The sequence below is a fragment of the Stieleria bergensis genome (assembly GCA_007745635.1).
In the GTDB taxonomy this organism is placed as follows: Bacteria; Planctomycetota; Planctomycetia; order Pirellulales; family Pirellulaceae; genus Stieleria; species Stieleria bergensis.
The window spans coordinates 2,820,906-2,842,906 of record CP036272.1; the positions used below are offsets into that span (position 1 = coordinate 2,820,906).

The 22,001-nt window shown below is 55.4% G+C and carries 15 protein-coding genes; 7 read left to right on the forward strand and 8 right to left on the reverse strand.

Annotation, left to right across the window (positions count from 1 at the left end):
- Positions 1-292 precede the first annotated feature (292 nt).
- The 3 genes from SV7mr_RS09740 to SV7mr_RS09750 all read left to right on the forward strand — a co-directional run bounded on the left by SV7mr_RS09740 (position 293) and on the right by SV7mr_RS09750 (position 7,081).
- Positions 293-2,995 (forward strand): PVC-type heme-binding CxxCH protein, encoded by a 2,703-nt coding sequence (locus SV7mr_RS09740; protein WP_419188331.1) that lies wholly within the window; start codon positions 293-295, stop codon positions 2,993-2,995.
- 205 nt (positions 2,996-3,200) lie between these two features.
- Positions 3,201-5,114, forward strand: a complete 1,914-nt coding sequence (locus SV7mr_RS09745; RefSeq protein WP_419188332.1) for a plastocyanin/azurin family copper-binding protein — start codon at positions 3,201-3,203, stop codon at positions 5,112-5,114.
- A 233-nt stretch (positions 5,115-5,347) separates the two neighbouring features.
- Positions 5,348-7,081 carry a serine/threonine-protein kinase gene (locus SV7mr_RS09750; RefSeq protein ID WP_145271500.1) on the forward strand — a complete coding sequence of 578 codons (1,734 nt, stop codon included), beginning with the start codon at positions 5,348-5,350 and terminating at the stop codon, positions 7,079-7,081.
- A gap of 2 nt (positions 7,082-7,083) precedes the next feature.
- On the opposite strand, the gene SV7mr_RS09755 is transcribed toward SV7mr_RS09750, so the two are convergent.
- Both SV7mr_RS09755 and SV7mr_RS09760 read right to left on the reverse strand, forming a co-directional pair.
- A complete protein-coding gene (locus SV7mr_RS09755) occupies positions 7,084-8,460 on the reverse strand; it encodes a Gfo/Idh/MocA family protein (protein WP_145271502.1) in 1,377 nt (458 codons plus the stop codon).
- A gap of 96 nt (positions 8,461-8,556) precedes the next feature.
- Positions 8,557-9,183, reverse strand: coding sequence for an HdeD family acid-resistance protein (locus tag SV7mr_RS09760; RefSeq protein ID WP_145271504.1), 627 nt, complete (start codon positions 9,181-9,183; stop codon positions 8,557-8,559).
- A 306-nt stretch (positions 9,184-9,489) separates the two neighbouring features.
- On the opposite strand from SV7mr_RS09760, the gene SV7mr_RS09765 reads away from it, so the two are divergent.
- A complete protein-coding gene (locus SV7mr_RS09765; RefSeq protein ID WP_419188333.1) occupies positions 9,490-9,807 on the forward strand; it encodes a membrane or secreted protein in 318 nt (105 codons plus the stop codon).
- Positions 9,808-9,815: 8 nt separating this feature from the next.
- On the opposite strand, the gene SV7mr_RS09770 is transcribed toward SV7mr_RS09765, so the two are convergent.
- The 6 genes from SV7mr_RS09770 to SV7mr_RS09795 all read right to left on the reverse strand — a co-directional run bounded on the left by SV7mr_RS09770 (position 9,816) and on the right by SV7mr_RS09795 (position 18,191).
- A complete protein-coding gene (locus tag SV7mr_RS09770; RefSeq protein WP_145271506.1) occupies positions 9,816-10,937 on the reverse strand; it encodes an aldose epimerase family protein in 1,122 nt (373 codons plus the stop codon).
- Between the two features lie 102 nt (positions 10,938-11,039).
- A complete protein-coding gene (locus SV7mr_RS09775; RefSeq protein WP_473163682.1) occupies positions 11,040-12,107 on the reverse strand; it encodes a galactitol-1-phosphate 5-dehydrogenase in 1,068 nt (355 codons plus the stop codon).
- 166 nt (positions 12,108-12,273) lie between these two features.
- Positions 12,274-13,089, reverse strand: a complete 816-nt coding sequence (locus SV7mr_RS09780) for a hypothetical protein (RefSeq protein ID WP_145271508.1) — start codon at positions 13,087-13,089, stop codon at positions 12,274-12,276.
- A 147-nt stretch (positions 13,090-13,236) separates the two neighbouring features.
- Complete coding sequence (locus SV7mr_RS09785; protein ID WP_145271510.1) at positions 13,237-13,803, reverse strand: hypothetical protein; 567 nt, start codon at positions 13,801-13,803, stop codon at positions 13,237-13,239.
- Positions 13,804-13,951: 148 nt separating this feature from the next.
- Positions 13,952-15,811: a polyprenyl synthetase family protein gene (locus tag SV7mr_RS09790; protein ID WP_419188334.1), complete on the reverse strand. Its 1,860-nt coding sequence runs from the start codon at positions 15,809-15,811 to the stop codon at positions 13,952-13,954.
- 253 nt (positions 15,812-16,064) lie between these two features.
- Positions 16,065-18,191: a prenyltransferase/squalene oxidase repeat-containing protein gene (locus SV7mr_RS09795; RefSeq protein ID WP_419188335.1), complete on the reverse strand. Its 2,127-nt coding sequence runs from the start codon at positions 18,189-18,191 to the stop codon at positions 16,065-16,067.
- 356 nt (positions 18,192-18,547) lie between these two features.
- Here SV7mr_RS09795 and SV7mr_RS09800 point away from each other — a divergent pair, with 356 nt between their 5' ends.
- The 3 genes from SV7mr_RS09800 to SV7mr_RS09810 all read left to right on the forward strand — a co-directional run bounded on the left by SV7mr_RS09800 (position 18,548) and on the right by SV7mr_RS09810 (position 21,984).
- A complete protein-coding gene (locus tag SV7mr_RS09800) occupies positions 18,548-19,810 on the forward strand; it encodes a beta-ketoacyl-[acyl-carrier-protein] synthase family protein (RefSeq protein WP_145271512.1) in 1,263 nt (420 codons plus the stop codon).
- Positions 19,811-20,152: 342 nt separating this feature from the next.
- Positions 20,153-20,413 carry an acyl carrier protein gene (locus SV7mr_RS09805; RefSeq protein ID WP_145271514.1) on the forward strand — a complete coding sequence of 87 codons (261 nt, stop codon included), beginning with the start codon at positions 20,153-20,155 and terminating at the stop codon, positions 20,411-20,413.
- Positions 20,414-20,616: 203 nt separating this feature from the next.
- Positions 20,617-21,984, forward strand: coding sequence for a phytoene desaturase family protein (locus SV7mr_RS09810; RefSeq protein ID WP_145278271.1), 1,368 nt, complete (start codon positions 20,617-20,619; stop codon positions 21,982-21,984).
- Positions 21,985-22,001: the final 17 nt, after the last annotated feature.

Sequence of the window (22,001 nt, forward strand, 5' to 3'; positions counted from 1 at the left end):
CAACGCCTGTGTCCAACGCTTTTTCTGAAGGGACGCAGGTCAGGGGCTTTCTGGCGGCCAGGGATTGACGGCAATTCGCTACCAACAGCTGGAGATTCTGGCGTTCAAGTCTGGTCGCTGGCAAGCCAGCCCGCATTCGGCTGAGCCGATTTTTCACACTGAATGTCTCAATTGTCATGATCCTGCGGCGAAACCAGCTTGGTTGGTACCCGATCCGATTTCATCGGTGCATAATGGGAGAGTAATCGAGTCTCCCGCCTCCCACCAAGCTCCTTGAATCCCCAGAGTCACCATGAAATCCCTGCTCCGCACCGCCTTGCGAATGGCGGTCCCTGTGTTCTTAGGCGTCACCGGTTTGGCGTCGTTGGCCGATGCTGGCGACCTCAAGCTTCAGAAGGGTGACCATCTTTGCCTGGTGGGTAACGCTCTGGGCGAGCGGATGCAGACACAGAACGAATGGGAAACATTGCTGCACACTCGGTTCCCCAATCACCAACTGGTCGTGCGCAATCTTTGCTTTCCCGGCGATGAGCCCTATCTGCGAATTCGTTCGAAGAACTTCGGTGACCCGACCAGTCACTTAAAGCACAGCCAAGCATCCGTGGTGATGTACTTTTTTGGTTACAACGAATCCTTCGCTGGTAAGAAGGGGCTAAAGAAATACGTTGCTGACTTGACCAAGCTGGTGACCGAAACTCAAGCTGCCGATTACGGCAAAGGCAATCCACAAGTTGTCTTGATTTCTCCGATTGCGTTTGAAGGTTCAGACGACCCGAACCTTAGCGACGGGATTGAGCAGAACAAGAATCTGGAGCTCTACACACAAGCGATGCAAGAGGTCGCTGAAGCCACCGACGCAGTCTTTGTCGATCTGTTTGCCCCAACCGCAGCGTTGTATGCGGCGACCGAACAACCGCTGACCATCAACGGTTTTCAGCTGAATGATCTGGGCTACGAAGCGTTGGCGCCGGTTTTAGATCAGGCACTCTTCGGTGATGCATTGGCTGAGGCGGCACCCGCCGAGTTGAAGAACGAAATTGACAACAAAAACTTCCATTGGTTTCACCGCTATCGCGCCGTCAACGGTTTCTCCATTTACGGGGACCGAGGCCTAGCTGGACAAGATGGTCAACGCAAGTACAACAACCGCGACGTGATGGAGCGTGAGCGAGCAATCTTGGACCAGATGACAGCGACGCGCGATCAGCGCATTTGGGCCGTGGCGGCTGGCAAATCAGTTCCGGCAGTGATTGACGATTCCACCACCCTGCCCTTTTACGAACCAATCACGAACGTTGGGATTCCAGGTGATCGTAACGCCAAAGCTGGCAAGCTTGGGAATCTGAAGTACTTGCCGGCAGCGGAGCAGATCAAGTTGTTTGATCTCGCAGAAGGGTTTGAAATCGAACTGGTCGCTTCCGAGGAACAGTTTCCAGAGCTTAGCAATCCTGTTGCCTTGAACTTTGACAGCAAGGGACGCTTATGGGTTGCGACGATGAAGTCTTACCCACACTGGAAGCCCAAGTCGCCGATGAACGATAAGTTGCTGATCTTTGAAGACCAGGATGGCGACCATGCAGCAGACGTGTGCAAAGTATTTGCTGACAATCTGCACCAACCAACCGGTTTTGAATTGGGATTTGGTGGCGCGTTCGTGTCACGTCAACCTGACATCTGGTTCATGAAAGACACCGACGGCGACGACAAAGCCGATGAAGTCACACGCCAAATGATCGGCTTGGACTCCGCCGACTCGCACCACGGGATCGCTGCGTTTGAATGGGGCCCCGGTGGTAATCTGTACTTCGAAGAAGGCACGTTTAAGTTCAGTGCGGTTGAAACTCCCCAAGGGGCTCGTCGTTTGGCTGAAGCGGGGATCTGGAAATACAACCATCGAACGCAGCAAATGGATGTTCACTGCTCGTTTGCATTCGCAAACCCCTGGGGTTACGTCTACGATAAATGGGGACAAGATTTTATCGGTGACGCCTCTCCAGGAAACGCTTACTGGGCCGCGCCCATTACCGGTCATGTCGAGTTTCCCAATAAGCACCCCGGTGGTAGCCAGCATCGCCGCGTCGCTGCGATGGCAGGTGGTGATCCAAAGTATCGTCACCCGACGTTCTACAAAAAACGCATTCGGCCGCTGTCCGGTTGTGCCATGGTTAGCAGCCGACACTTCCCCGAAAGCATGCAGGGGAATTTCTTGGTCACCAACGTGATCGGCGAGCGAGCGATTTTGAATCACGAGGTTCGACCAGCTGAGGGAAGCGGCTTCGTTGGCCAGGAGGTCAAGCCATTGCTTTCCTGCCGTGATGGAAATTTCCGACCGGTCGATTTGCAATTCGCGCCCGATGGTTCGCTTTACATCGTTGACTGGCACAATGCTTTGATTGGACACTTGCAGCACAACCTGCGTGACCCAAGTCGTGACCATTCCCATGGTCGCATCTGGCGAGTGACCTACAAAGGCAATCCATTGGTCACACCTGCCAAGATCGATGGTCAACCCATTGATGATTTGTTGGAACTTTTGAAGGTTCCAGAAGACCGAACTCGGTACCGTGCCCGTCGCGAACTGGCCGCTCGGCCCAGCAAAGACGTGCTAGCCGGGTTGGACAAATGGGTCGCTGATCTGGATGCTTCTGATCCCAATGTTGAGCACCAGCAGATGGAAGCTCTGTGGATGTATCAAACCCACAACCGAGTGAACCGTCCATTGCTTGATCAATTGCTCAAGAGCGACAACTGGCGGGCTCGAGCCGCTTGTGTTCGTCTGGCTTGCCACATGATGGATGCCATTGAAGATGCCCCGGCGATCTTCGAAAAGGCTATCCATGATCAGCACCCCACGGTACGCCTGGAAGGCGTTCGCGCGGCGAGCTTCCTGGACGGCGAAGAAGCGATTGAGATGGTCTTGGGAGTCCTTGAGTATGAGATGGACGATTACTTACAGTACACCCTTGATGAAACCATGCGACAACTGGAACAGTAATCGCTGAACGCCAGTTTGTCTGTTTAACCCTGTCTGTTTCGCCCAGCATGTTACGCCGGTTAGTGTGCTGCGGTCTCAGGGAGGATGCTGCCCGTGTTGATCTCCTGTGTCAACGAGTGCAGCATCAAATCGAGCGATGTCCCGGCAGGCGTGATCGCCTGCCGGTTTTGAACCCATCACACTGTGAATGATTTTGACCGCGACCATGCCACTGTTCTCATTGAAAAACTTGTTAGCTTTCCTGGTCGTTACAGCGGGGGTGATGCCCTGTGTTGTGACTTGTGTCCTGCCGGGTGCGGCCGCGATTGCCGACGACTCGCAGGCTCCCAAAATCTATTTGGATAAATCACCACGTGTGATCCAGTACCAGTTGAAACGGCTCAGTGATGAGCGTCTGTTATTGGTGGAACGTTCTTCCGATGATGTGAAATACGTTCCGATTTATCAGGCGATTGTCGGGCGTTTGGCGATTCCAAGCGGGATTCGCGAGGAATCATTTCAGGCGTTGGCAACGCTGAATGAGACCTCTGTCGCGGCCGAGATTCTGCAGGCAGTCGCAGCGATCAAGTCCAGTGATTCAGACGGTGATCGTCTGGCCGACTATCTGATCCGTGACTTGCTAAAACAAGACGGCCAAGCATTGGTGGCGATTAAAGAACAACTGGTTGAAGCCGCAGAGAGCGAGGATGCACCTCTGAATGTTGCCGCAATGGCAGCGTTGTTGCGTGCGGAGCAAACCGAGGTGGCGAAAGCGGCTGCCACCGACGATTCGCAGCGTGTCGCGTTGCTTGATGCCATCGAGTTATTGCCCAAGGATCAACAGCAAGCGTTGCGTTCGTTCGCCGTTGCCAACTTAGGCGGCGATCAGTCGGATCTTGTCCGAAAAGCTGCGTTGCATGCACTGTCCAAGATCGCGGCGGATCCAGCGGGCACCTTTGAGTTGTTGCAGCCCTTACTAGCTGAAGACACGTTGCGAGTCGAAGTTGCACGGGCCTTGCTGCGCGTGCCTTCGAAAGGGTTTGACGCTGCTGTCTCCAAAGCCATTGCCGAGAAGTTGCTGGTGATGGCTGAAAGTACGCCGGCCAACCAACGGACGAGTGATGACTTTGTTGATCAAATGCGATTGGTCGATCGATGCTTATCTGTGCTGGCTTCAGCCGATGCTAAAGCCATGCGGACTCGGTTGCGTGATGTCTATGTCCGTGTAATCAAGATTGGGACGGTTGAAGAGGAGATGCGTTACGACGTCCCTTACTTCGCTGTCGAAGCGGGTCGTCCGGTGCAAATTCTGTTGGAAAATCATGACCTGATGCCGCACAACTTGGTCTTTACGACGCCAGGTTCGCTGAAAAGCGTTGCCATGGCCGGGCTGACCGCTGGACCAACGGGCACCGATGGCTTGCCCTATGTGCCAGAATCGGAGGCGGTTTTGGCAGCCACGAAAATGATCGCGCCGGATCAATCGATTCGCTTGACGATTACCGCGCCCGATGAGCCCGGTGAATATCCGTATGTCTGTACCTTTCCCCAGCACTGGTATCGTATGTATGGCGTCATGGTTGTCGTCGAAGACTTGGATGCGTGGAATAAGAATCCGGTGGAGCCCGCCAATCCGCTGGGCAGCAACCGTAGTTTCGTACAGGCCTGGACGGTTGATGATTTCAAGGCTGAACTGCAAGAGTCGCTGGCGTCGCGAGACGCTGCGGCGGGCGAAAAGGTGTTCAACGAGGCGTCTTGTGTTGCCTGTCACGAAATCAAGAACGCTGGTGGTGCCGTCGGACCTGAGTTGACTGAGATCTTCAAGAAGTGGAAGGGCAATAAGCAAGGCATCCTGCGTGAAATCCTTGATCCCTCGCATCAGATTGACCCTAAGTATGTCACCCAAACGGTGCTGACAATTGAAGGACAGACCTACAGCGGGATCGTTGTCCAAGAGGACGACGAGACGATTACGCTGCTGACCAGTCCTGACGCCAAAGAGCCGACCATCGTGTTGCAGGATGAGATTGAGTTCATCAAACGCAGTCCCACCTCCCTGATGCCCAAGGCTTTGATGGATCAATTTAGCAAAGAAGAGGTCTTGGATTTGATGGGATACCTGCAATCGGTCGCCCCCTGAGGCGGTGATTTGCTACACTAAGCGTTGGCAGATTGAGTCGCCGGGCATGCATCTTGCCTATGCTGCTGTCTTGTTCTAGCAGAAGGGGCGACGTTGCCAGCGACCAGTGGTTGGTTTTGCCAGCGGCTAGTCTCTGAGCGTGCCGGCGCCAGTGCCGGCGGCCAGTGTTGGCGGAGCTGATGACCGCTCGCGGCATCGACATTGCAGTGGAGCGGATTATTAAGGAAAGTTGAATGAGCCAGCAGGACCCGTCAGATGATGTACCGGTTTCTGGTTCAGCGGAGGGCAGTCTTGAAACAGGCGACAAAGCCGGCGAAGCATCGGATGCGCCAAGTTTCGATAGCGTGCTGACGCGATATTTTGACCAAGTAGACGGCGGACAAGATCCCGACCCGGCAACCTTCGTCAAGCAGTACCCGCAACACCAGGCAGAGCTCCGTTCGTTTTTTCGCAATCACTTTTGGATGGCGGGTGAGGAACTTCCCGAGCCGGCATCATTGTGTGGGCAAACGATCGGTTCTTATCAAGTCATCAGTGAATTGGCACGCGGTGGGATGGGGGTGGTTTACCGCGCCAAGCAAAATGAACTGCATCGCGACGTGGCCATCAAAGTCATCAGTACCGGCGTGTTAGCTGGCGACGAGGAGCGTCAACGGTTTCGGCAGGAGGCCGAGGCGGTTGCCAAACTCGATCATCCGGGCATCATTGCGATTTATGACATTGGCCAGTGGAATGGTCACGAGTATTACTCGATGCCGTTGATCGAAGGTCCGTCACTGAATCAGTTTGTTGGCGACTTGTCTCTCAGTCAGGAAGATGCGGCTCGCATGGTGCGTGACATCGCTCGAGCGGTTGGGCAGGCGCATCAAGTCGGGATTGTGCATCGCGATTTAAAGCCCGAAAACGTTTTGATCAAAGAGAACGACTGTCCCGTGGTTGTGGACTTTGGGTTGGCCAAATGGCAACGTGATGGCGCAACGTTGACGCGAACGGGGCAATTGCTGGGGACGCCTCATTACATGAGTCCCGAACAAGCGCGAGCAGCGGACGACGTCGGGGCCAGTGCAGACATCTATTCGTTGGGAGCGATCTTGTTTGCTCTGTTGACCGGCGTGCCACCGCATCAAGGGGAGAACACCGCCGAAATCCTTAACAGCGTGCTCTGCGATGATCCCTTTCCACCTCGGTCACACGATCCCGGGATCGCCCGAGACCTTGATGCAATCTGTATGCAGGCGATGTCGCGTGAACCTGAACGCCGGTATCAGTCTGGTACGGAATTAGCCGACGAATTGGACCGCTTTCTGGATGGCGAACCCGTCTCCGCCGGCAACCGCAAGAACTTGTTCCGCAACCTCGCTTCGGCATTCAATAAAGACACGCATGGCAAGCAGTTTCAGCCTTGGCACACGACATTGATGATCCTTGGTAGCATCATTTTTGCCACGCACTTAACCATTTTTGGACTGATACAACTTGGTGCACCGCACGTGCTGGCTTACTGGGTTCCGCGAGCGTTGATGTTTCTGAGTATCGCTGGAACGATCTACCATGTTCGCGGCGGAACCATCTCACCACGTCGCAATGCGGAGCGACCGGTGTGGTCCATTTGGATTGGCTACCTTTCAGCGTTGGCGGTGATCAACGTGCTGATCATGATTAGCGATGTGCCCCAGGTCACAATGTTTCCGTTGGCTTGTGCGTTGAGCGGGTTTGCGTTCATCGCAATGGCGGGGCACATTTGGGCGGGGTCGGCGCTAATTGGCGTCGTCTTTTTCCTGATGTCACCGCTTGCCATTTGGTACCCGGAGTTTTCGCCATTGATGTTTGGCTCGCTGTATTTCTTTGCCACCTTCGCGCTCAGTCGGCACTATCGCCGAGCGTCGCGGAAGGCGGCCTTGTCCACGATGGGAACACCGCGTTCGTCGGCAAAGGTTGACAACTATGCAGTGACGCCTAAGCAGTAAGGCTAGCTGAGTTCGATCTCGTAACCTTTGCGTTTCTGGCGATTGACAAGTGCGTTGGCTTGGTCATCGTCAATCACAGCTTGCTTTTCGGGATCCCATTTCAGCTTGCGTCCTAATCGGGCTGCGATCCCGGACAAATGGCAGGTGGACAGGGCTCGGTGATGGCTGAACACATCGGAGATTGGTTCGCTACGATCGGCGACACATTGAAAGAAGTTTTCCAGATGGCTGGTCAACGCTTTGCCTTTGTAAACTTCGTCGAGTGCGCCATCGGGGAGCGGATTGGTCTTCAGTGCGTCTGCCGGGGCACCGGTCAAGCGACCACGGTTGACGAAAATTCTTCCCTCGGTGCCTTCAAACAAAATGCCATTGTCTGTGTCGTGACGAAGCACCAATTCGACGCCATCAGCAAAGGTTGATTTGATATTGAATGCCGTCGGCGTGTTGTAACGATCAGCTTCAACCGGATAACCATCTTTGAATTCCACCGGGTGTTTGACCATGATTGGGTCAACGGTGACGGGGCCGGTTTCTGTTTTGCCCAAGCCCCAGGTCGCGATGTCAGCGTGGTGAGCTCCCCAGTCAGTCAGTTTGCCACCGGAGTATTCGTACCACCAACGGAAATCGTAATGCGTTCGAGACCAAGCTTTGACCTCGTTCGGCGCGCCGGCCAGGAGGCGAAAGTCGGTTTTCGGAGCCGGTCCCAACCAGCGATCCCAGTCAAAGTTCTTCGGTGGCGTTGCGATCGGCAGCGCTGGACTAGTGGGGCCGCCACCGATGGCACAGGTTGCGCGCGTCAGTTTGCCCAAGCGACCGGATTGGATCAACGCGATTGCAGTCAGGATTTGACGCATGCTTCGTTGTTGGGTGCCCACTTGGACGATCTGGTTTGTCTGCTTACAAACCTTGTCAACGAGCTGGCCTTCTTCGATCGTCAGCGTCATCGGTTTTTCGCAGTAAGCGTCCTTGCCCGACAGCATTGCTTCGATCAACACTTTGGCGTGCCAGTGATCCGGCGTTACGATATGCACGAGGTCGATGTCGTCGCGATCAATGATGCTGCGATAGTCAGTCGACTGATCGGGTGCGGTTCCCAGCCAGTCTTTGACCAAACCTGCTGCGCGCTCCGTGCGGTCAGAGTCCACATCGCAGACGGCAACAATGTCAGCGAACTTGGGGAAGTCCTTGCCAAGCCCATAGCTGCTTTTCAGGCCGGTGGCGCGCTGATCCCAACGACTGCCACAACCCACAACGGCGACGCGCGGGCGATCGTTCGCGTTTTGAAATCCGAACGCTCGTGAAGAGGCGGCGGTGGCAATGCCAAAGCCAGCCAGTGAGCTGTTGCGTAAGAAGTCACGACGAGACGGGGAGCGATTCATGAAACTACCGAACGAATGAGGGATGATAACAATCAGCCCTCATTATAGACGTTCGCGCGTCGGAATTCAGCCAGTGCTGCAGTGCTGCAGTGCTCGCTAATTCGTCGCCGCAACCGTTCCCGTCGCCGCATCTTGATCGACGTCGGCGTTTTTCAAGGCCAACCCGATCGCGCTCCAGGTGATCCCATTAAAGATCATGTCAACGCCGAACAACGTGCCGATCAACCACAGCGCGCTTTCTGGGAACTGTTTGAAAACCATCACCCCTAGCAGCAAGGTGACGCAGCCGTTTAGCAGTCCCCAGCCCCACTGCGAGTAACGCATGCTGATTGCCGAGGCGATGCGAAACACCCCGATCACGCAAAACATCGATGCGGCCAGCATGGTGATGACCGCCGTCGATTGCAGAGGAGCTTCAGACACCATGAAACCGGTGACGGTGTAGATGATGCCCGCCAGCAAGTGGACCAGAAACGCACTCCAGTTCCCGGTCCAGAATGCACTGATAATCAGCGCTAATCCGGAGATCATCAGCACAACGCCAAAAGCAACCGTCACGCCAACCGATGAAGCCAGCGGAAAGGCAATGGCGATAAAACCGCAAATCGAAAGTAAGACGCCCAGAGCCACCAAGCACCACCACTGGCGTTGGCAGTGGGCTAGTTCGGCGAGGGGGGCTGAGCTGGGAATCAGCGCGCTGCCGTCATTGCTTGTGTTTGACATCTTGGGCCCTGTTCTTTCCTGGTTAGTACGACTTGGGTCGTTGGTTCAAATCAGACACGATGCCGTCTGCATTCAGACAGGAAACAACAGCGTCTGCGAAACTATAAACCACTCGATCGTCAATCCAAGAGATTTGACTGGATGCCCTCGATCTGGACCCGCGGGTGTGAGAATCAGCGGCGCGAGGCGATGGGGAAGTGAATGCCGGGTGAATTGGACTTTCGGCCGTCAACCAGAGTTTGCTAGTAGTTGGACCGTTCGTCTGTGAACGGACACGATCAAGGATTCTCGTTGGACAGCTGCACCATGCCGGATGGATCAAAAGCAAGCACTACTGAACCACGCGGGCTGAAGAAGCCTGGCGTCCATTGGGCGCAGTGTGCCTTCGCTGGAATCTGCGTGTTGGCGGTCGGCGGTTGCCAGGCTTTGCATGGGCGAAATTTGATCTCGCCCCCAGGTTCCGTGCTGTATCAGCAGGCAAATGCCACCATTCATGATCCCTTTCCCCAAGGGGACATCGGCCACAATGATGGATCAATGCGGCCGCCAGATTATCAAGTGCCGATGCCACCGGCGGTCCGCAATCGGATGAAAGCCGACATCACGCCTTGGCTACAAGACTAGCCGATTGGCTACTTGGCAGAGAACTTGAAGACCGTCTGGCTGACGTATTCGTCTTCAGGTTGCAGGATCGTGCTTGGGAAGCTGGGCTGGTTTGGGCTGTCGGGAAAGTGTTGTGTTTCCAGGCAGAATCCACCACGATGCACGTAGGGTTTGCCGGACTTGCCCTTCAGTCGGCCGTCTAAGAAGTTACCACAGTAAAATTGAATCCCTGGTTCTGTGGTGCTGATCTCCAGTTGGCGTCCGGTGGTTGGTTCGTACACCTTGGCGGCCAAGGTCAGTTCGCCGGTCTTGCCACCTTTATCCAACACCCAGTTGTGGTCGTAGCCGCCACCAAAGGTCAACTGCTCGTTTTCCTTGTTGATGTCTTTGCCGATCGCTTTTGGCTTGGTGAAGTCGAAGGGCGTGCCTTGGACCTCGGGAGTCTTGCCGGTTGGGATCAGCGTCTCGTTTACAGGTGTGTAACGATTGGCGTTTAGCATCAGTTGATGGCCAAGGATGTTGCCGTTGCCTTCACCTTTGAGGTTAAAGTAAGTGTGCTGTGTTAAGTTAATTGGCGTGGCTTTATCGGTTGTTGCCAAGTAGTCGACCACGATCTCATTGTCGTCGGTGAGTGTGTAGGTGACTTGGCAATTCAAATTCCCCGGATAGCCTTCTTCGCCATCTTTTGACAGGTAAGACAGCACAACCGCCTCGCCTTCGTCAGCGACTTTGCCAGTCCAAACAACCTTGTCGAATCCGATGACACCACCGTGAAGGCTGTTTGGTGGGTTGTTGATCGCTAGGCTGTATTCGCTGCCGGCGATCACGAACTTGCCTTTGGCGATGCGGTTTCCATAGCGACCAACGATCGCACCAAAGTACGGTTTGTCAACGGCGTTTAGATACGATGCCATGTTGTCGTATCCAAGTGCCACGTCGCCCAGTTTTCCGTTGCGATCTGGCACCATGATCGACATGATGATGGCGCCAAAGTTGGTGAGCTTGACTTTCAAGCCCTGTTGGTTTGTCAGGGTGTAATACTGAATGTCACCGCTGGTTTCGACTTCGACGGCTGCCGCCTGTTGAAGCGTTTGGCCGGCAAAGAGTGCAAACAGCAATGAGAACACAGTCAGTGTGCGTCGAGCAATCATGGCAGGGATGTGGGGGTGGGATGATGTGAAAGGATGAGCCGCGAGTCGCTGTGCTTGCGGCGTACGGAGACAATACTGGTGTCCAACAGGTCGCGTCAGCGATCACTGTGGTTGTAAAATCACTTTCATGGCACCGGGTTCGCCAGCGTATAAACGCGAGAACCATTCCGGTCCTTCGTCCAGCGTCGCTGTGGCGGTGATCAGTGGTTCCACTTTGATGGCCCCGCTAGCGATCAAATCAATGCATGCAGGATACTCGCCTTTGGAGGCGCATGTACCGAAAACGCTCAATTCGCGGGTAACAATCGCCTGGAGCGGGACTTCCACTCGTGGCGCCAGGTTGCCGACCAGCGTGATTGAACCGCCTTTGCGCACCGATTCGATTGCCGTCTCGATCGTGACCGTGGCGCCCACGACTTCCAAGGCAACATCAGCACCGCGACCACCGGTCAGCTTCTTCACCTCGGCCGGTACATCGACCTCGTCCGCCTTAAGCACATGATCAGCACCCAAAGACAGCGCTGTCTCGAGACGATTTTGGTCTAGATCCACTGCAATGACCTTGCTGCATCCAGCGAGCCGAATCGCTTGAATGGTTAGCAAGCCAATCATCCCGCTGCCGACGACCACCGCTGTGTCACCAAGTGTGACAGGTGTTCGGTTGGCGGCATGGACGGCAATCGACACGGCTTCAATCAAGGCCGCATGTTCAAAAGGCATGCCTTCGGGCAGCTTGTAGCAAATGTGCTGCGGCACCGAGACCAGTTCTGCAAACGCGCCATGACGGCGATACTCGCCACACGACACACCCAGGACCATGCGATTGTCGCACAGGTTGATGTCACCTTTACGGCAATAAAAGCAGTCACCACAAGAGACCGTTGAATCGAAGGTCACATGATCGCCAACGGCAAAGTCTTGCACTTCGCTGCCAACGGCTTTGACAACACCGGCTGCCTCGTGACCCATCACCAAGGGGGGAATGCGCCGTCCGCTGCTACCGTCGTAGCCGTGGATATCGCTTCCACAGATCCCGCAGGCACGGACATCGATCAGCAAGTCCTTTTCACCGACCGTCGGATCGTCGACTTCAGTAACCTCAAGGTTCTTGTACTCAGTTAGCAGCATCGCTTTCATGCGACCGGTTCTCTCTTTCAGTGCGATGGTCAAGCGAGCAGATCATGGGAACTGGCTGCCTGGAGGGTGGCCAGCGGATCGCTCGGTTTGGCGGGGCGGTTGCGGACAATTGTAGTCTACGTCCCTACAAGATAAATCAAAGATCGGCTTTGCAATAGAGGACAATGGTAGGCATTGATGGGCAAAGCAAGCAGATGCCCTACTTGGCTAGCTGGGCCGCCAGAAATCGCTTGTATTGCTCGGCGATATGTCCCATGTAGTTCGCCGGTGCAACCTCCGCTGACTGGGTCATGTACTTCAACGCGGGCTTTGTGTTTCCCTGGGCGTCGGCATACAGGCCCAAGTAAAAATAGCCATAGAACTGAGCCGTGGTGCTGCGTGGCGAGTCTTTGAGCCGATCGATTTCATCCTGAACCGCCTGAGTGTTGCCCGTTTTAAACATTTGCAACACTTGTTCCATGGTTGGGCGAGGATCGTTCGGCGCGGGTAAGACCTCCTGGTCCGCTTTTTCGGGTGATTGATGCTTGGCCAAGCACAGATAGTGCCAAGCGGCGTTCTCAACATCGTTCGGATTGACTTCGCGGTGAATTTCAAACTGCTCGACGCCGTCCTTGTATCGCTCGACGAAATACAGTGCGATCCCGCGTTGCCAGAGAAACGGTTTGCGATCCGGGTGCGCTTTGGCATAGGCATCAAAACCCGGCAACGATTCTTCCACCAAGCCGCACTGCAACAAAAGATCGCTGGCGTTCAGTTTGAGACGCTCGTTCTTTGTGGTCTCGCTGAGTTTCTTTGCCAGGGCACCGGCCTGGACATACTCCCGTTTCTGCAACAGGTTTTGAGCATCACGCAGCATGACCAGTTGGGAGGCTAAATCCTGCACCGCTTCTTCCTGTTGCGCTTCGCCCACTTCCTGAGCCAGGCAGGTTGCCGAGGGCAGCACCATGCTGGTCGTGGCTAGCAGGACAGAAAAGCAAAACGTGACAGTAGGGAAGTGGCTATTGGGGGCTGTCATGAAAGAGCCTGAGGAGGAGGTGAGGTGGGTTCGTCGGGTGCGTGCAAGCACGGCAGTCGACGTTTTGGTGCGCGGGTGCACGGCAGCCTACGTGTTGGTGCGCGGGAGCTGGCGTACTGCGGAGGTCCCTGAACTCAGCGATGTTGCTTATTGCGCAACGATTTCCAGCAACTCGATCGCCGGTTCACCATCGCAATAAATCAGGGCCGTGCGGCCAAACAGTGTATCGCCTTCCTGGCACGCAAGGTGGGTTGCCAATTGTGGGCCAGCGGAAAATTTCCACAGCCCGCACAACTGGACTTCACGCAGCACGTTGTGTTGAATCAACACTCGGCCAAGAGGAATCTGGCGGGATTCAATTTCCGCCCAGACTTGTGGCGCCAAGGTGTTGACGTCCAGTCTGACGATCCCGTACTGGACGACTTTCCCGCTGCGGTGCGTTTTTAGCGTGATTTCGCGCGAGTACCAGTCGTGTCCCTGATCTTGATGGCGATGGTGTCGGTGAACGACGACATCCACTGAATCCTGATGATGGGACTCGACCGTCACGGTCATATGAGCGTGATGATTGAGCAGTTTGTTGTAAGGCTCTGGCGGTGCATCGGTTGCCTCACACTTGCCTAGCTGACTGAATTGATTTGCCGCATCATAAAATTCGGCCAGCAACAATTGAATGTCAACGCGTGCATCGTCTTGAGGAATCAGGCCAGCCATAAAAAAAATCTGCGTTCAGGAACCAAGTCAACGTGATGGATGGATTCACTGACTCGCGCAGGCAGTGAATCGTGTGTCAGTCAGTCCCGAGATGGAATGTGGCTGCTGAAGCCACTCGGCGAGTACGCGGTGATTCAGCCGCAGTGAATCAGGCCAACGGCACGGTGACTTGCAAGGGCACCACGGCGGGGGCTGGCATCTCAAGACGTTCCAGGACGGTATCGACCAAATAATATAACAGACGCCGCAGTGCCTCGGGTTCGATTTGATCGGCAACCTGTTCGGCGCGTTGCTGGTGTTTGTCGACCAGTCGCAGCGCGGTTTCGAAGACGCCTGCTTTGTCGTACAACGCTCGGACTTGGTTCAATCGTGCTGCGGCTGGCAACTCACACTCTGGCGACGCCAGGGCGAGCAGTTTGTCTTTGGACGTTGGATTCAGGGATTCCAGCGCCAACGCCCACAGCAAGGTGGGGCGTCCACCGAAGAGGTCTTGGCCGGCCATCATTTTGTTGTGATCGTCACCGGCAAAGTCGCCCAAGTCGTTCAGGATTTGGAAAGCCACGCCCAGGTTTCGACTGAAGGTGCGAATCGCGTCACGGTATTCTTTGGGATCTGCATCTGGCACCTTATCGCAACCCAAGCGGATACCGCTGAACAGGGCGGCTTCGAAGGCCGGCGAGGTCTTGAGTGCGTAGATCTTGAGCGCATCGAGCGGTGTCAGGTGGAGCTCGGTTCCGTCACGCCACAGCAGTTCAGCGCCCTGCCCTTCACCCAGACGCATGTGGGCGGCAGCCAAGCAATCGAGCACATCGAGTTGCGCTTCAGAGCTTGAAGCAGACATTCCCGGCCGATCGCTGATCATGCGATAACCCAGGCCAACCAGATAATCGCCCACGTTGATTGCCGTCGGCGTACCAAAGGTCTTGTGCAGCGAGGGTTGGCCATATCGGAACGCATCGTCATCTTCGATGTCATCGTGGACCAAGCTGGCTTTGTGGAACGTTTCGATGCTCATCGCAGCCCGGCGAACGCTCTCGGGTAGTTCCGCCAGCGACTTGGCCGCTTCGTGACCCGTGCAATCACCGCCGGCCATTGCATCGTAGGCCGCTAGCGTGATAAAGGGACGGGAGTGCTTGCCGCCCCGTGTCAGGAAGTCATAGGCGATGTGTTCGGTCGCGCTGACAGCGTCCATCTCGGCAACCGCCTGGGCAGTCAATGGATCGCCGCCGACGGGTTGTTTCTCTCGCACACGCGGAACAACATCGTCCAGATGTTCGGGTTGAAACAGATCGCTGGCAGCACGCATCAAGTGCACATAGCTACGAGTCTGTTGCTTGGCTGGCACATACGGCGTGCGAATCATTTGGTCGACCCAAGGTTCGTCCACCTTGGTGTTACGACAATCACTGCTCAGCAATGGAACCGCCATGCAGGGAATTCCGGCCAACAAGACTTTATCGATGGCCTTTTCCAAAACGTTCAAGCAGGCGACACCAATTACAGCGTCCACATAGCCACCGACAATGATTTTCATCACGACTGGAGAGCCTTCGGCGACCAGAACGCGATAGCCCATGTCTTCGGCCAGTCCGCGAAAGTCCGCGATGCTGCACGCGCCGCACTCTTTGCAGTTCATTCCGAATTCGTCGTATTCCGCTGGACAGCCTTCGGCATGTTTCAAGCAGTGCGGTAACAGAAACAGACGTCGTTCCGGGGGAACCGCCTGAAGCTCGTGCCGCCAAAATGAGCCACTGATCATGACCATGATCCAGCCGAGATAGCTTTCTGGCAGATCGGCTTCTTCCAAGGTGCGACGGGAGATCTGCTCCAATTCGTCCTTGCTCATGGGGACACTGCGGTCTAAACGATCAGCGACCGCTTCACAACGTGCACGTAACGAATCACGCAGTTCTTGCGTTGGCGGGACTTCTTTCAAGTGGCTTGTCTTGCGACGTCGCTTGCTACCTGAAGAAGCACTGGGGGCGGTGTTGCTGATTCCTGTCGACAAACCAATGACCTCTGGGCGGTGAACTTGGTGATGCTGTTTGTGACAAGCCCGAGCAGCGATGGACAAGTCGTGGTCGCTGCGTTGGGCAGTAAGGTGGGTGTGTGGCGCGCGGTGTCGTCAAAACAGTTTGTAAAACGTTTTGAGTGCTCTAGCAGCGTTCAGTGATGTTCAGGCAATCGCGGACGCGCTCGTGGCCCCATTGACCGATCGGCAGCGCCGATTGAGACGTTGCGGGGCGATCGCTGCGGAGTTGTTATTGAGGCCATTCGGGGTCGTGTTGCGGGGCGGTACAACGCAGGAACTTTCCCAACGCAGCGGCAGTAAAAATGCTGGGGTAAAGTCGCTCATGGTACCATAATTTGGCAAAGTAAAAACCGATGGGCCACGAGATCCGGTGGCGCCGGTCGTCAACACTCTGTACCAAAAATGTCACTCCGGACAGTATAGCCGCCAGCAATGCCTGAGTCTCACTGTCATCGCCTGGATGCCAGGCAAATCCCGAGGTTTCCAGCGAGTTCGTTTCAGGCGGTCGACTGCGCTCAGCAGTTTCAAACCCTTTGGCGGACACATCGGACCGGTATTCTTGTTGGGATTTGTCTCTCAGCCGCAGAATCACGGTTGCCAAGGCGTCGACCGCCAACGCGGTTTCTTCAACGCTACTGATTAGGCCTTCTGGGATAAGTGTGTGGGCAGAGGACTCGTCGGGAGCCTGGTTTTCGGATGCTCTGGCGAGTTTCTCAACCATGCTATTGCCGCCCCCCCAGCCGCCGTCGGGATTCTGATTTTTAATCAGGAATTCTGCCGCCAGTTGCTGTGCTGCAGGTGGCAATTGAGACGCCATCAGCACCTTTGCCGTGCCGTAAATCGGATTTGATTCGTCGTCCCGATCTTGGTTGCCAAACCACAGTGGGTTCCAGCTGCCGTCTGTTTGTTGTTGCCGATCCAGAAAACGAATGCCTTGTTGGACTGCTTTGTGCGATCGCAGCGACGCGTCCGGGGCAAGTTGCTGGAGCGCTCGCATGGCATGTGCCGTTAAGTCCGTGCTGCTGCGGTCAAAAGGCAGCTTGCCCCAGCCCCGACAGAACGTAGGCCAGCCTCCGTTGCGATTTTGGAGTTGCAACAACCAGCGCCCGGCCAGCAGGGTGGCTTGATCGATTTCGGCATTGAGTTCTGCTGAGCAAGAAGGTTTGGACAACAGCAGGGCCAGGATTGCCGCCGGAGTGTCATCGCTGTCGGGCACGGCGCCCGAGAGATCCGTCCATCCCCAGCCGCCCGGTCTTGCCCCCGTAAACGGATGCGGTTTGAGATGCTGGCACGACAGATGCCAGCGAATAAGTGCTTCATCGCACCAGCTTCGATCGTCCTCTGGGTCACACGCCAGGGCATGCATCGAAAGTGAGGTGACCCAAGTTGCCAAATTGGTATCAATGGGCCAGCTGCCTTCATCGCGCATCGAGTCGCGCAAGAACTTCAGGCCCTCCTGAACGACGCTCAGCGATGTTCGTCCGGTGGCCGCGAGGCTCATCACAACAAACGCGGTCAGAGGCGTGGCTTCTAAATAACCACCGCTTTCCGGCTGCATCCGACGAAGCACCTTGAGCGTTGGGTTGATGCTCAGGTTGCGAATCACGCGCAGGGGGAACCAAGTTTTGCGGCCCAGTAAATGCCGAGCCTGGCCAATGGCAACCAAAGCCGGAATCGCGTAACTAACCACAGGCATGCTTAAAAAGCGATACAGACTTTGAGGGAACACGGCGGCTTCAAAGGGCAGCGCTGGCACTTGATCCCAGGAGATCAACCCGGCAATCGCCAAGTTGTTCATGATCGGAACCACAAAGGTTTTATCCTTGCCGTAACGTCGCCTTAGGCCATCGAGTTTCCCGGCGCGTTCGATGTAGGCGTTCAGTCGTTTTAAACTCTGCTCGCTGAGCCCTGGTCGGCCAATCTTCTCTGCCAGCGTCGATGCAGCGACGGCGAGGTAACTGGTGGCAATGTTGGAATGGCTGCGATCGGTATCGCCAAAGCCGCCATCATCGTTCTGTTGCTGTTGCAGGTAGGCGATGCCTCGGCTGATCAGATGTGGTAAATCGTTGTGTTGATCAGTCGTTGTTTTAGCGGTTTGATCAGATAAAAGTACAGCAGTAAAGGCGCTGATCGCGGTCGCGGTGCTCAGTGCGCTGGCGGCCAGTTCACCTTCCCAGTGGCCCTGTTCGTTTCGCTCAATAAGCAGTTCGTGACGCACGACATCCAATGCTCGGCGAGCTTCATCGCGGGCGTCATTTAGATGATTCTGGCTGGCTGATGTTTGCTGGGGCGGGTCAGCGCCAGGGGGCGACTGCCCGAGAGCCGTCATTTCGGTGGAAGGAATTGTCGATGCCATGGTATTAGTATAGTCGCCCCGGCTAGAGCGCCGTCAGTGCTTTCGAGTGGCGAGTGGCGAGTGGCGAGTGGCGAGTGGCGAGTGGCGAGTGGCGAGTGGCGAGTGGCGAGTGGCGAGTGGCGAGTGGCGAGTGGCGAGTGGCGAGTGGCGAGTGGCGAGTGGCGCTTGCTGCCAGGCTTCCGTGTTGGTAGGCTCACGGTTGATGAGTGCAAAGCATCGCGAGCGACTGCAGAACCGGCCAATTCCGGGGCTTTCGGCCCTGTTTAGGCGGCGTTTTGCGGGCTGCATTTGGATTTCCGCGTGTGCTCAATGCCTGCAGCAGACCGAACTGACCCATCTAACGAAAAATCGCATCCGTGATCGCACCAAATTTGGCCTCCAAGCTTCCTGACGAACAACGCATTGTCATCACTGGAATTGGTTTGACGGCGCCCAACGGCAACGATTGGGGAAGCTATCGCGAAGCGCTGCTGAACAAGCAAAGTGGCGTGCAGCCGTACGAAATTCGCTACTTTGGCGAGACGCTTGCTGGGATCTGTGATTTTGACGCCAAGCGTTATCAGTCCAAAAAAGACATCCGTCGCGGGACACGGGCTGGCAGCGTGGGGGTCTACGCTGCCAATGAGGCGGTCAAGAATTCCGGCATCGATTGGGAAAATACCGATAAGTCGCGCGTGGGCATTTATGTTGGCGTGACCGAGCACGGTAATGTGGAAACCGAGAACGAAATCTACATCATCAAAGGCTTTGATTACGACACCAGCTGCTGGTCGCATCACCATAACCCTCGGACGGTCGCTAACAATCCGGCCGGTGAAATTGCTTTGAACATGAGCATCACCGGGCCGCACTATACGATCGGAGCGGCCTGTGCGGCGGGTAACGCAGGATTGATTCAGGGTGCACAGATGTTGCGTCTTGGCGAATGTGACTTGGCGATCGCGGGTGGTACCAGTGAAAGCGTTCACACCTTCGGCATTTTTGCCAGTTTCAACAGCCAGAACGCGCTGGCGACTCACGAGGATCCAACCAAGGCATCACGCCCGTTCGATGTTGATCGCAACGGCATTGTGGTTTCCGAAGGAGGTTGTTTGTACACGTTGGAACGTCTCAGCGACGCCAAGAAACGCGGGGCCACTATTATCGGCGAACTCGTCGGCTATGGCATGAACACCGATGCGACGGACTTTGTCCTGCCGAATCCCGAACGTCAGGCCCAGTGCGTGCAGATGGCGCTTCAGCGTGCTGGAATTCAAGCCGAAGACATCGACATTGTCAGCACGCACGCCACCGGCACCAGCAGCGGTGATCTCCAGGAATGTGCCGCCTTGCGAAAGGTTTTTGGCGAGTGTGAAACGGTGCACATCAACAACACCAAGAGCTACATCGGTCACGCGATGGGTGCCGCTGGTGCACTGGAGTTGGCTGGGAATTTGGCTTCGTTTGACGACGGCGTGATCCATCCGACGATCAACGTGGATCAGCTTGATGAGGGCTGTCGGCTGCCCGGCTTGGTTCTCAATGAGCCCAAAGAAGGTTGTCAGGTGGATTATGTTCTCAACAACTCGTTCGGCATGCTGGGCATTAATTCGGTCGTGATCATCGCTCGGTATTCGTGAAAAACGAGCTGCTGATTGCCCGGTCTGCCATCTGGGGGATCGCGCCGGTGGCGATATTCGCTGCTGAGCGGGATTTTCGCCGTTGCAGGCCCTACGAAACCGCTGGCCGCTCCGGTACACTCTTACCCACCTCCTGACGCTGAGAGAGCGTCGGGACTTGAGCGGCGTGCCGTGTTGGCAACCAGTCTCTGCGACCGGTCCGAACCGTCAGTCATTTGATTGATGCTCGGTCGATCGTGCCAACTGGCTGCTGTGCTGCAGACACCGTCTGCCAGCTGCTAAGCGCTCGCTCACATCCAGATGATCAACTAACCGCATTGTAGAACTGAAAGCCCAATAGCGATGACACCTGCTGAAATCCGCGACGAAATCTTGGACATTTTGGAAGACATCTCACCCGATGAGGACCTCGATGGTCTGAAGGACGATGTTGCCTTCCGTGATCAATTGGAATTGGACAGCATGGACTTCTTGGACATCGTGATGGAGCTTCGTAAACGCCACCGCGTTCAGATTCCTGAAGAGGAATACGGGGCGTTGGCCAGCATGGCAACAACGGTGGAATACCTTGAGCCAAAAATGAAAGACATTGTAAAGTCTTAATCATTGCATCAATCTGGGACGCATCCTGACTTTGCCAAGGCGGCGTTGGGATGGGCGTTTTGGTGACACCGTGACGTGATCATTCAAGTTCGCCAGCGCCCAGATTGACTTCCCTTGGTTTCCGACAGTTTCATTCGGCGGGATCAATTGTGTCAGCTTCGACCGACGGCAATCATTACGATACCATCATTATCGGGGCCGGGATGAGCGGTCTGGCCGCAGGCATCCGCTTGGCGCACTTCGATCAGCGTGTTTGCGTTCTTGAACGCCACTACACCATCGGTGGTTTGAATTCGTTCTATCGCATGGGCGGTCGTGACTACGACGTTGGCCTGCATGCGATGACCAATTTCGCTCGCCGCGGCCAGAAAAAAGGGCCGCTGGCCAAATTGATTCGCCAGCTGCGATTTCGCTGGGAAGATTTTAAGCTTGCCGAACAAATCGGCTCCTCCATTCGCTTTCCAGGCGTCTCGTTGGACTTCACCAACGACATTGAACTGCTCGAATCACAGATCGCAGCTGAGTTCCCCGGTCAAGCGGACGGGTTCCGCATGTTGTGTGATTCCCTGTTGGATTATTCCGACATGGACGGCGACGATCCACGCTTCATGCGTTCGGCACGAGAGGTGATGGCAGAACACATCACCGAGCCATTGCTGATCGAAATGCTGCTTTGTCCGCTGATGTGGTACGGCAATGCTCGCGAAAATGATATGGACTTTGGTCAGTTCTGCATCATGTTTCGCGCTTGCTATCTAGAAGGCTTTGGCCGGCCTTACAAAGGCGTGCGGATGATCCTGAAAAACTTAGTTCGCAAGTTTCGCGGACTTGGTGGTGAACTGAAGCTTCGCAGTGGTGTGTCATCGATTCACGTCGACAATGATCGCGCCGTCGGTGTGGTGCTGGACAATGGCACCGAATTAACCGCTGATCGGATTTTGTCGTCCGCGGGAAATATTGAAACCTTACGGATGTGCGACGATATCACTGAAGTCGATGTCGCTGCGGCCGGGAAGCTATCCTTCATCGAATCCATTTCGATCTTGGATCGGATGCCACAGAAGTTCGGTTTTGATCGCACCATCGTCTTCTATAACGATAGTGAAACCTTCCACTGGAAACGCCCCGAAGATCAGCTCTGTGATTCCCGAACCGGTGTGATTTGTTCGCCCAATAATTACATCTATGACGAAGACGAAGGTGAGCTGCCCGATGGCGTGATTCGGATCACAACGTTGGCCAATCACGATCATTGGTGCGACCTTTCGGATGATCGTTACCGTGGGGAAAAGGTGCGGCAGTATGACGATGCCGTCGCATCATCGGTGCGCTTTATGCCTGATTTCAGGCAGTACGTCATTGATACTGACGTGTTCACTCCCAAGACCATTCGTCGCTTTACCTGGCACGACAATGGCGCCGTTTATGGAGCGCCTGATAAGCAGCTCGACGGGACCACTCATTTGCCGAACGTCTTCTTGTGTGGCACCGATCAAGGCTTTGTCGGTATCGTGGGCGCGATCGTCAGTGGGATCAGCATGGCCAATCGCCACTGTCTGCAGCCCACCTAACGGACGGCCCGTGAGTT

Coding starts and splice junctions, on each gene's coding strand:
- SV7mr_RS09740 (WP_419188331.1), top strand. CDS start 293: ATGAAATCCCTGCTCCGCACCGCCTTGCGAATGGCGGTCCCTGTGTTC.
- SV7mr_RS09745 (WP_419188332.1), top strand. CDS start 3,201: ATGCCACTGTTCTCATTGAAAAACTTGTTAGCTTTCCTGGTCGTTACA.
- SV7mr_RS09750 (WP_145271500.1), top strand. CDS start 5,348: ATGAGCCAGCAGGACCCGTCAGATGATGTACCGGTTTCTGGTTCAGCG.
- SV7mr_RS09755 (WP_145271502.1), bottom strand. CDS start 8,460: ATGAATCGCTCCCCGTCTCGTCGTGACTTCTTACGCAACAGCTCACTG.
- SV7mr_RS09760 (WP_145271504.1), bottom strand. CDS start 9,183: ATGTCAAACACAAGCAATGACGGCAGCGCGCTGATTCCCAGCTCAGCC.
- SV7mr_RS09765 (WP_419188333.1), top strand. CDS start 9,490: ATGCCGGATGGATCAAAAGCAAGCACTACTGAACCACGCGGGCTGAAG.
- SV7mr_RS09770 (WP_145271506.1), bottom strand. CDS start 10,937: ATGATTGCTCGACGCACACTGACTGTGTTCTCATTGCTGTTTGCACTC.
- SV7mr_RS09780 (WP_145271508.1), bottom strand. CDS start 13,089: ATGACAGCCCCCAATAGCCACTTCCCTACTGTCACGTTTTGCTTTTCT.
- SV7mr_RS09785 (WP_145271510.1), bottom strand. CDS start 13,803: ATGGCTGGCCTGATTCCTCAAGACGATGCACGCGTTGACATTCAATTG.
- SV7mr_RS09795 (WP_419188335.1), bottom strand. CDS start 18,191: ATGGCATCGACAATTCCTTCCACCGAAATGACGGCTCTCGGGCAGTCG.
- SV7mr_RS09805 (WP_145271514.1), top strand. CDS start 20,153: ATGACACCTGCTGAAATCCGCGACGAAATCTTGGACATTTTGGAAGAC.
- SV7mr_RS09810 (WP_145278271.1), top strand. CDS start 20,617: ATGAGCGGTCTGGCCGCAGGCATCCGCTTGGCGCACTTCGATCAGCGT.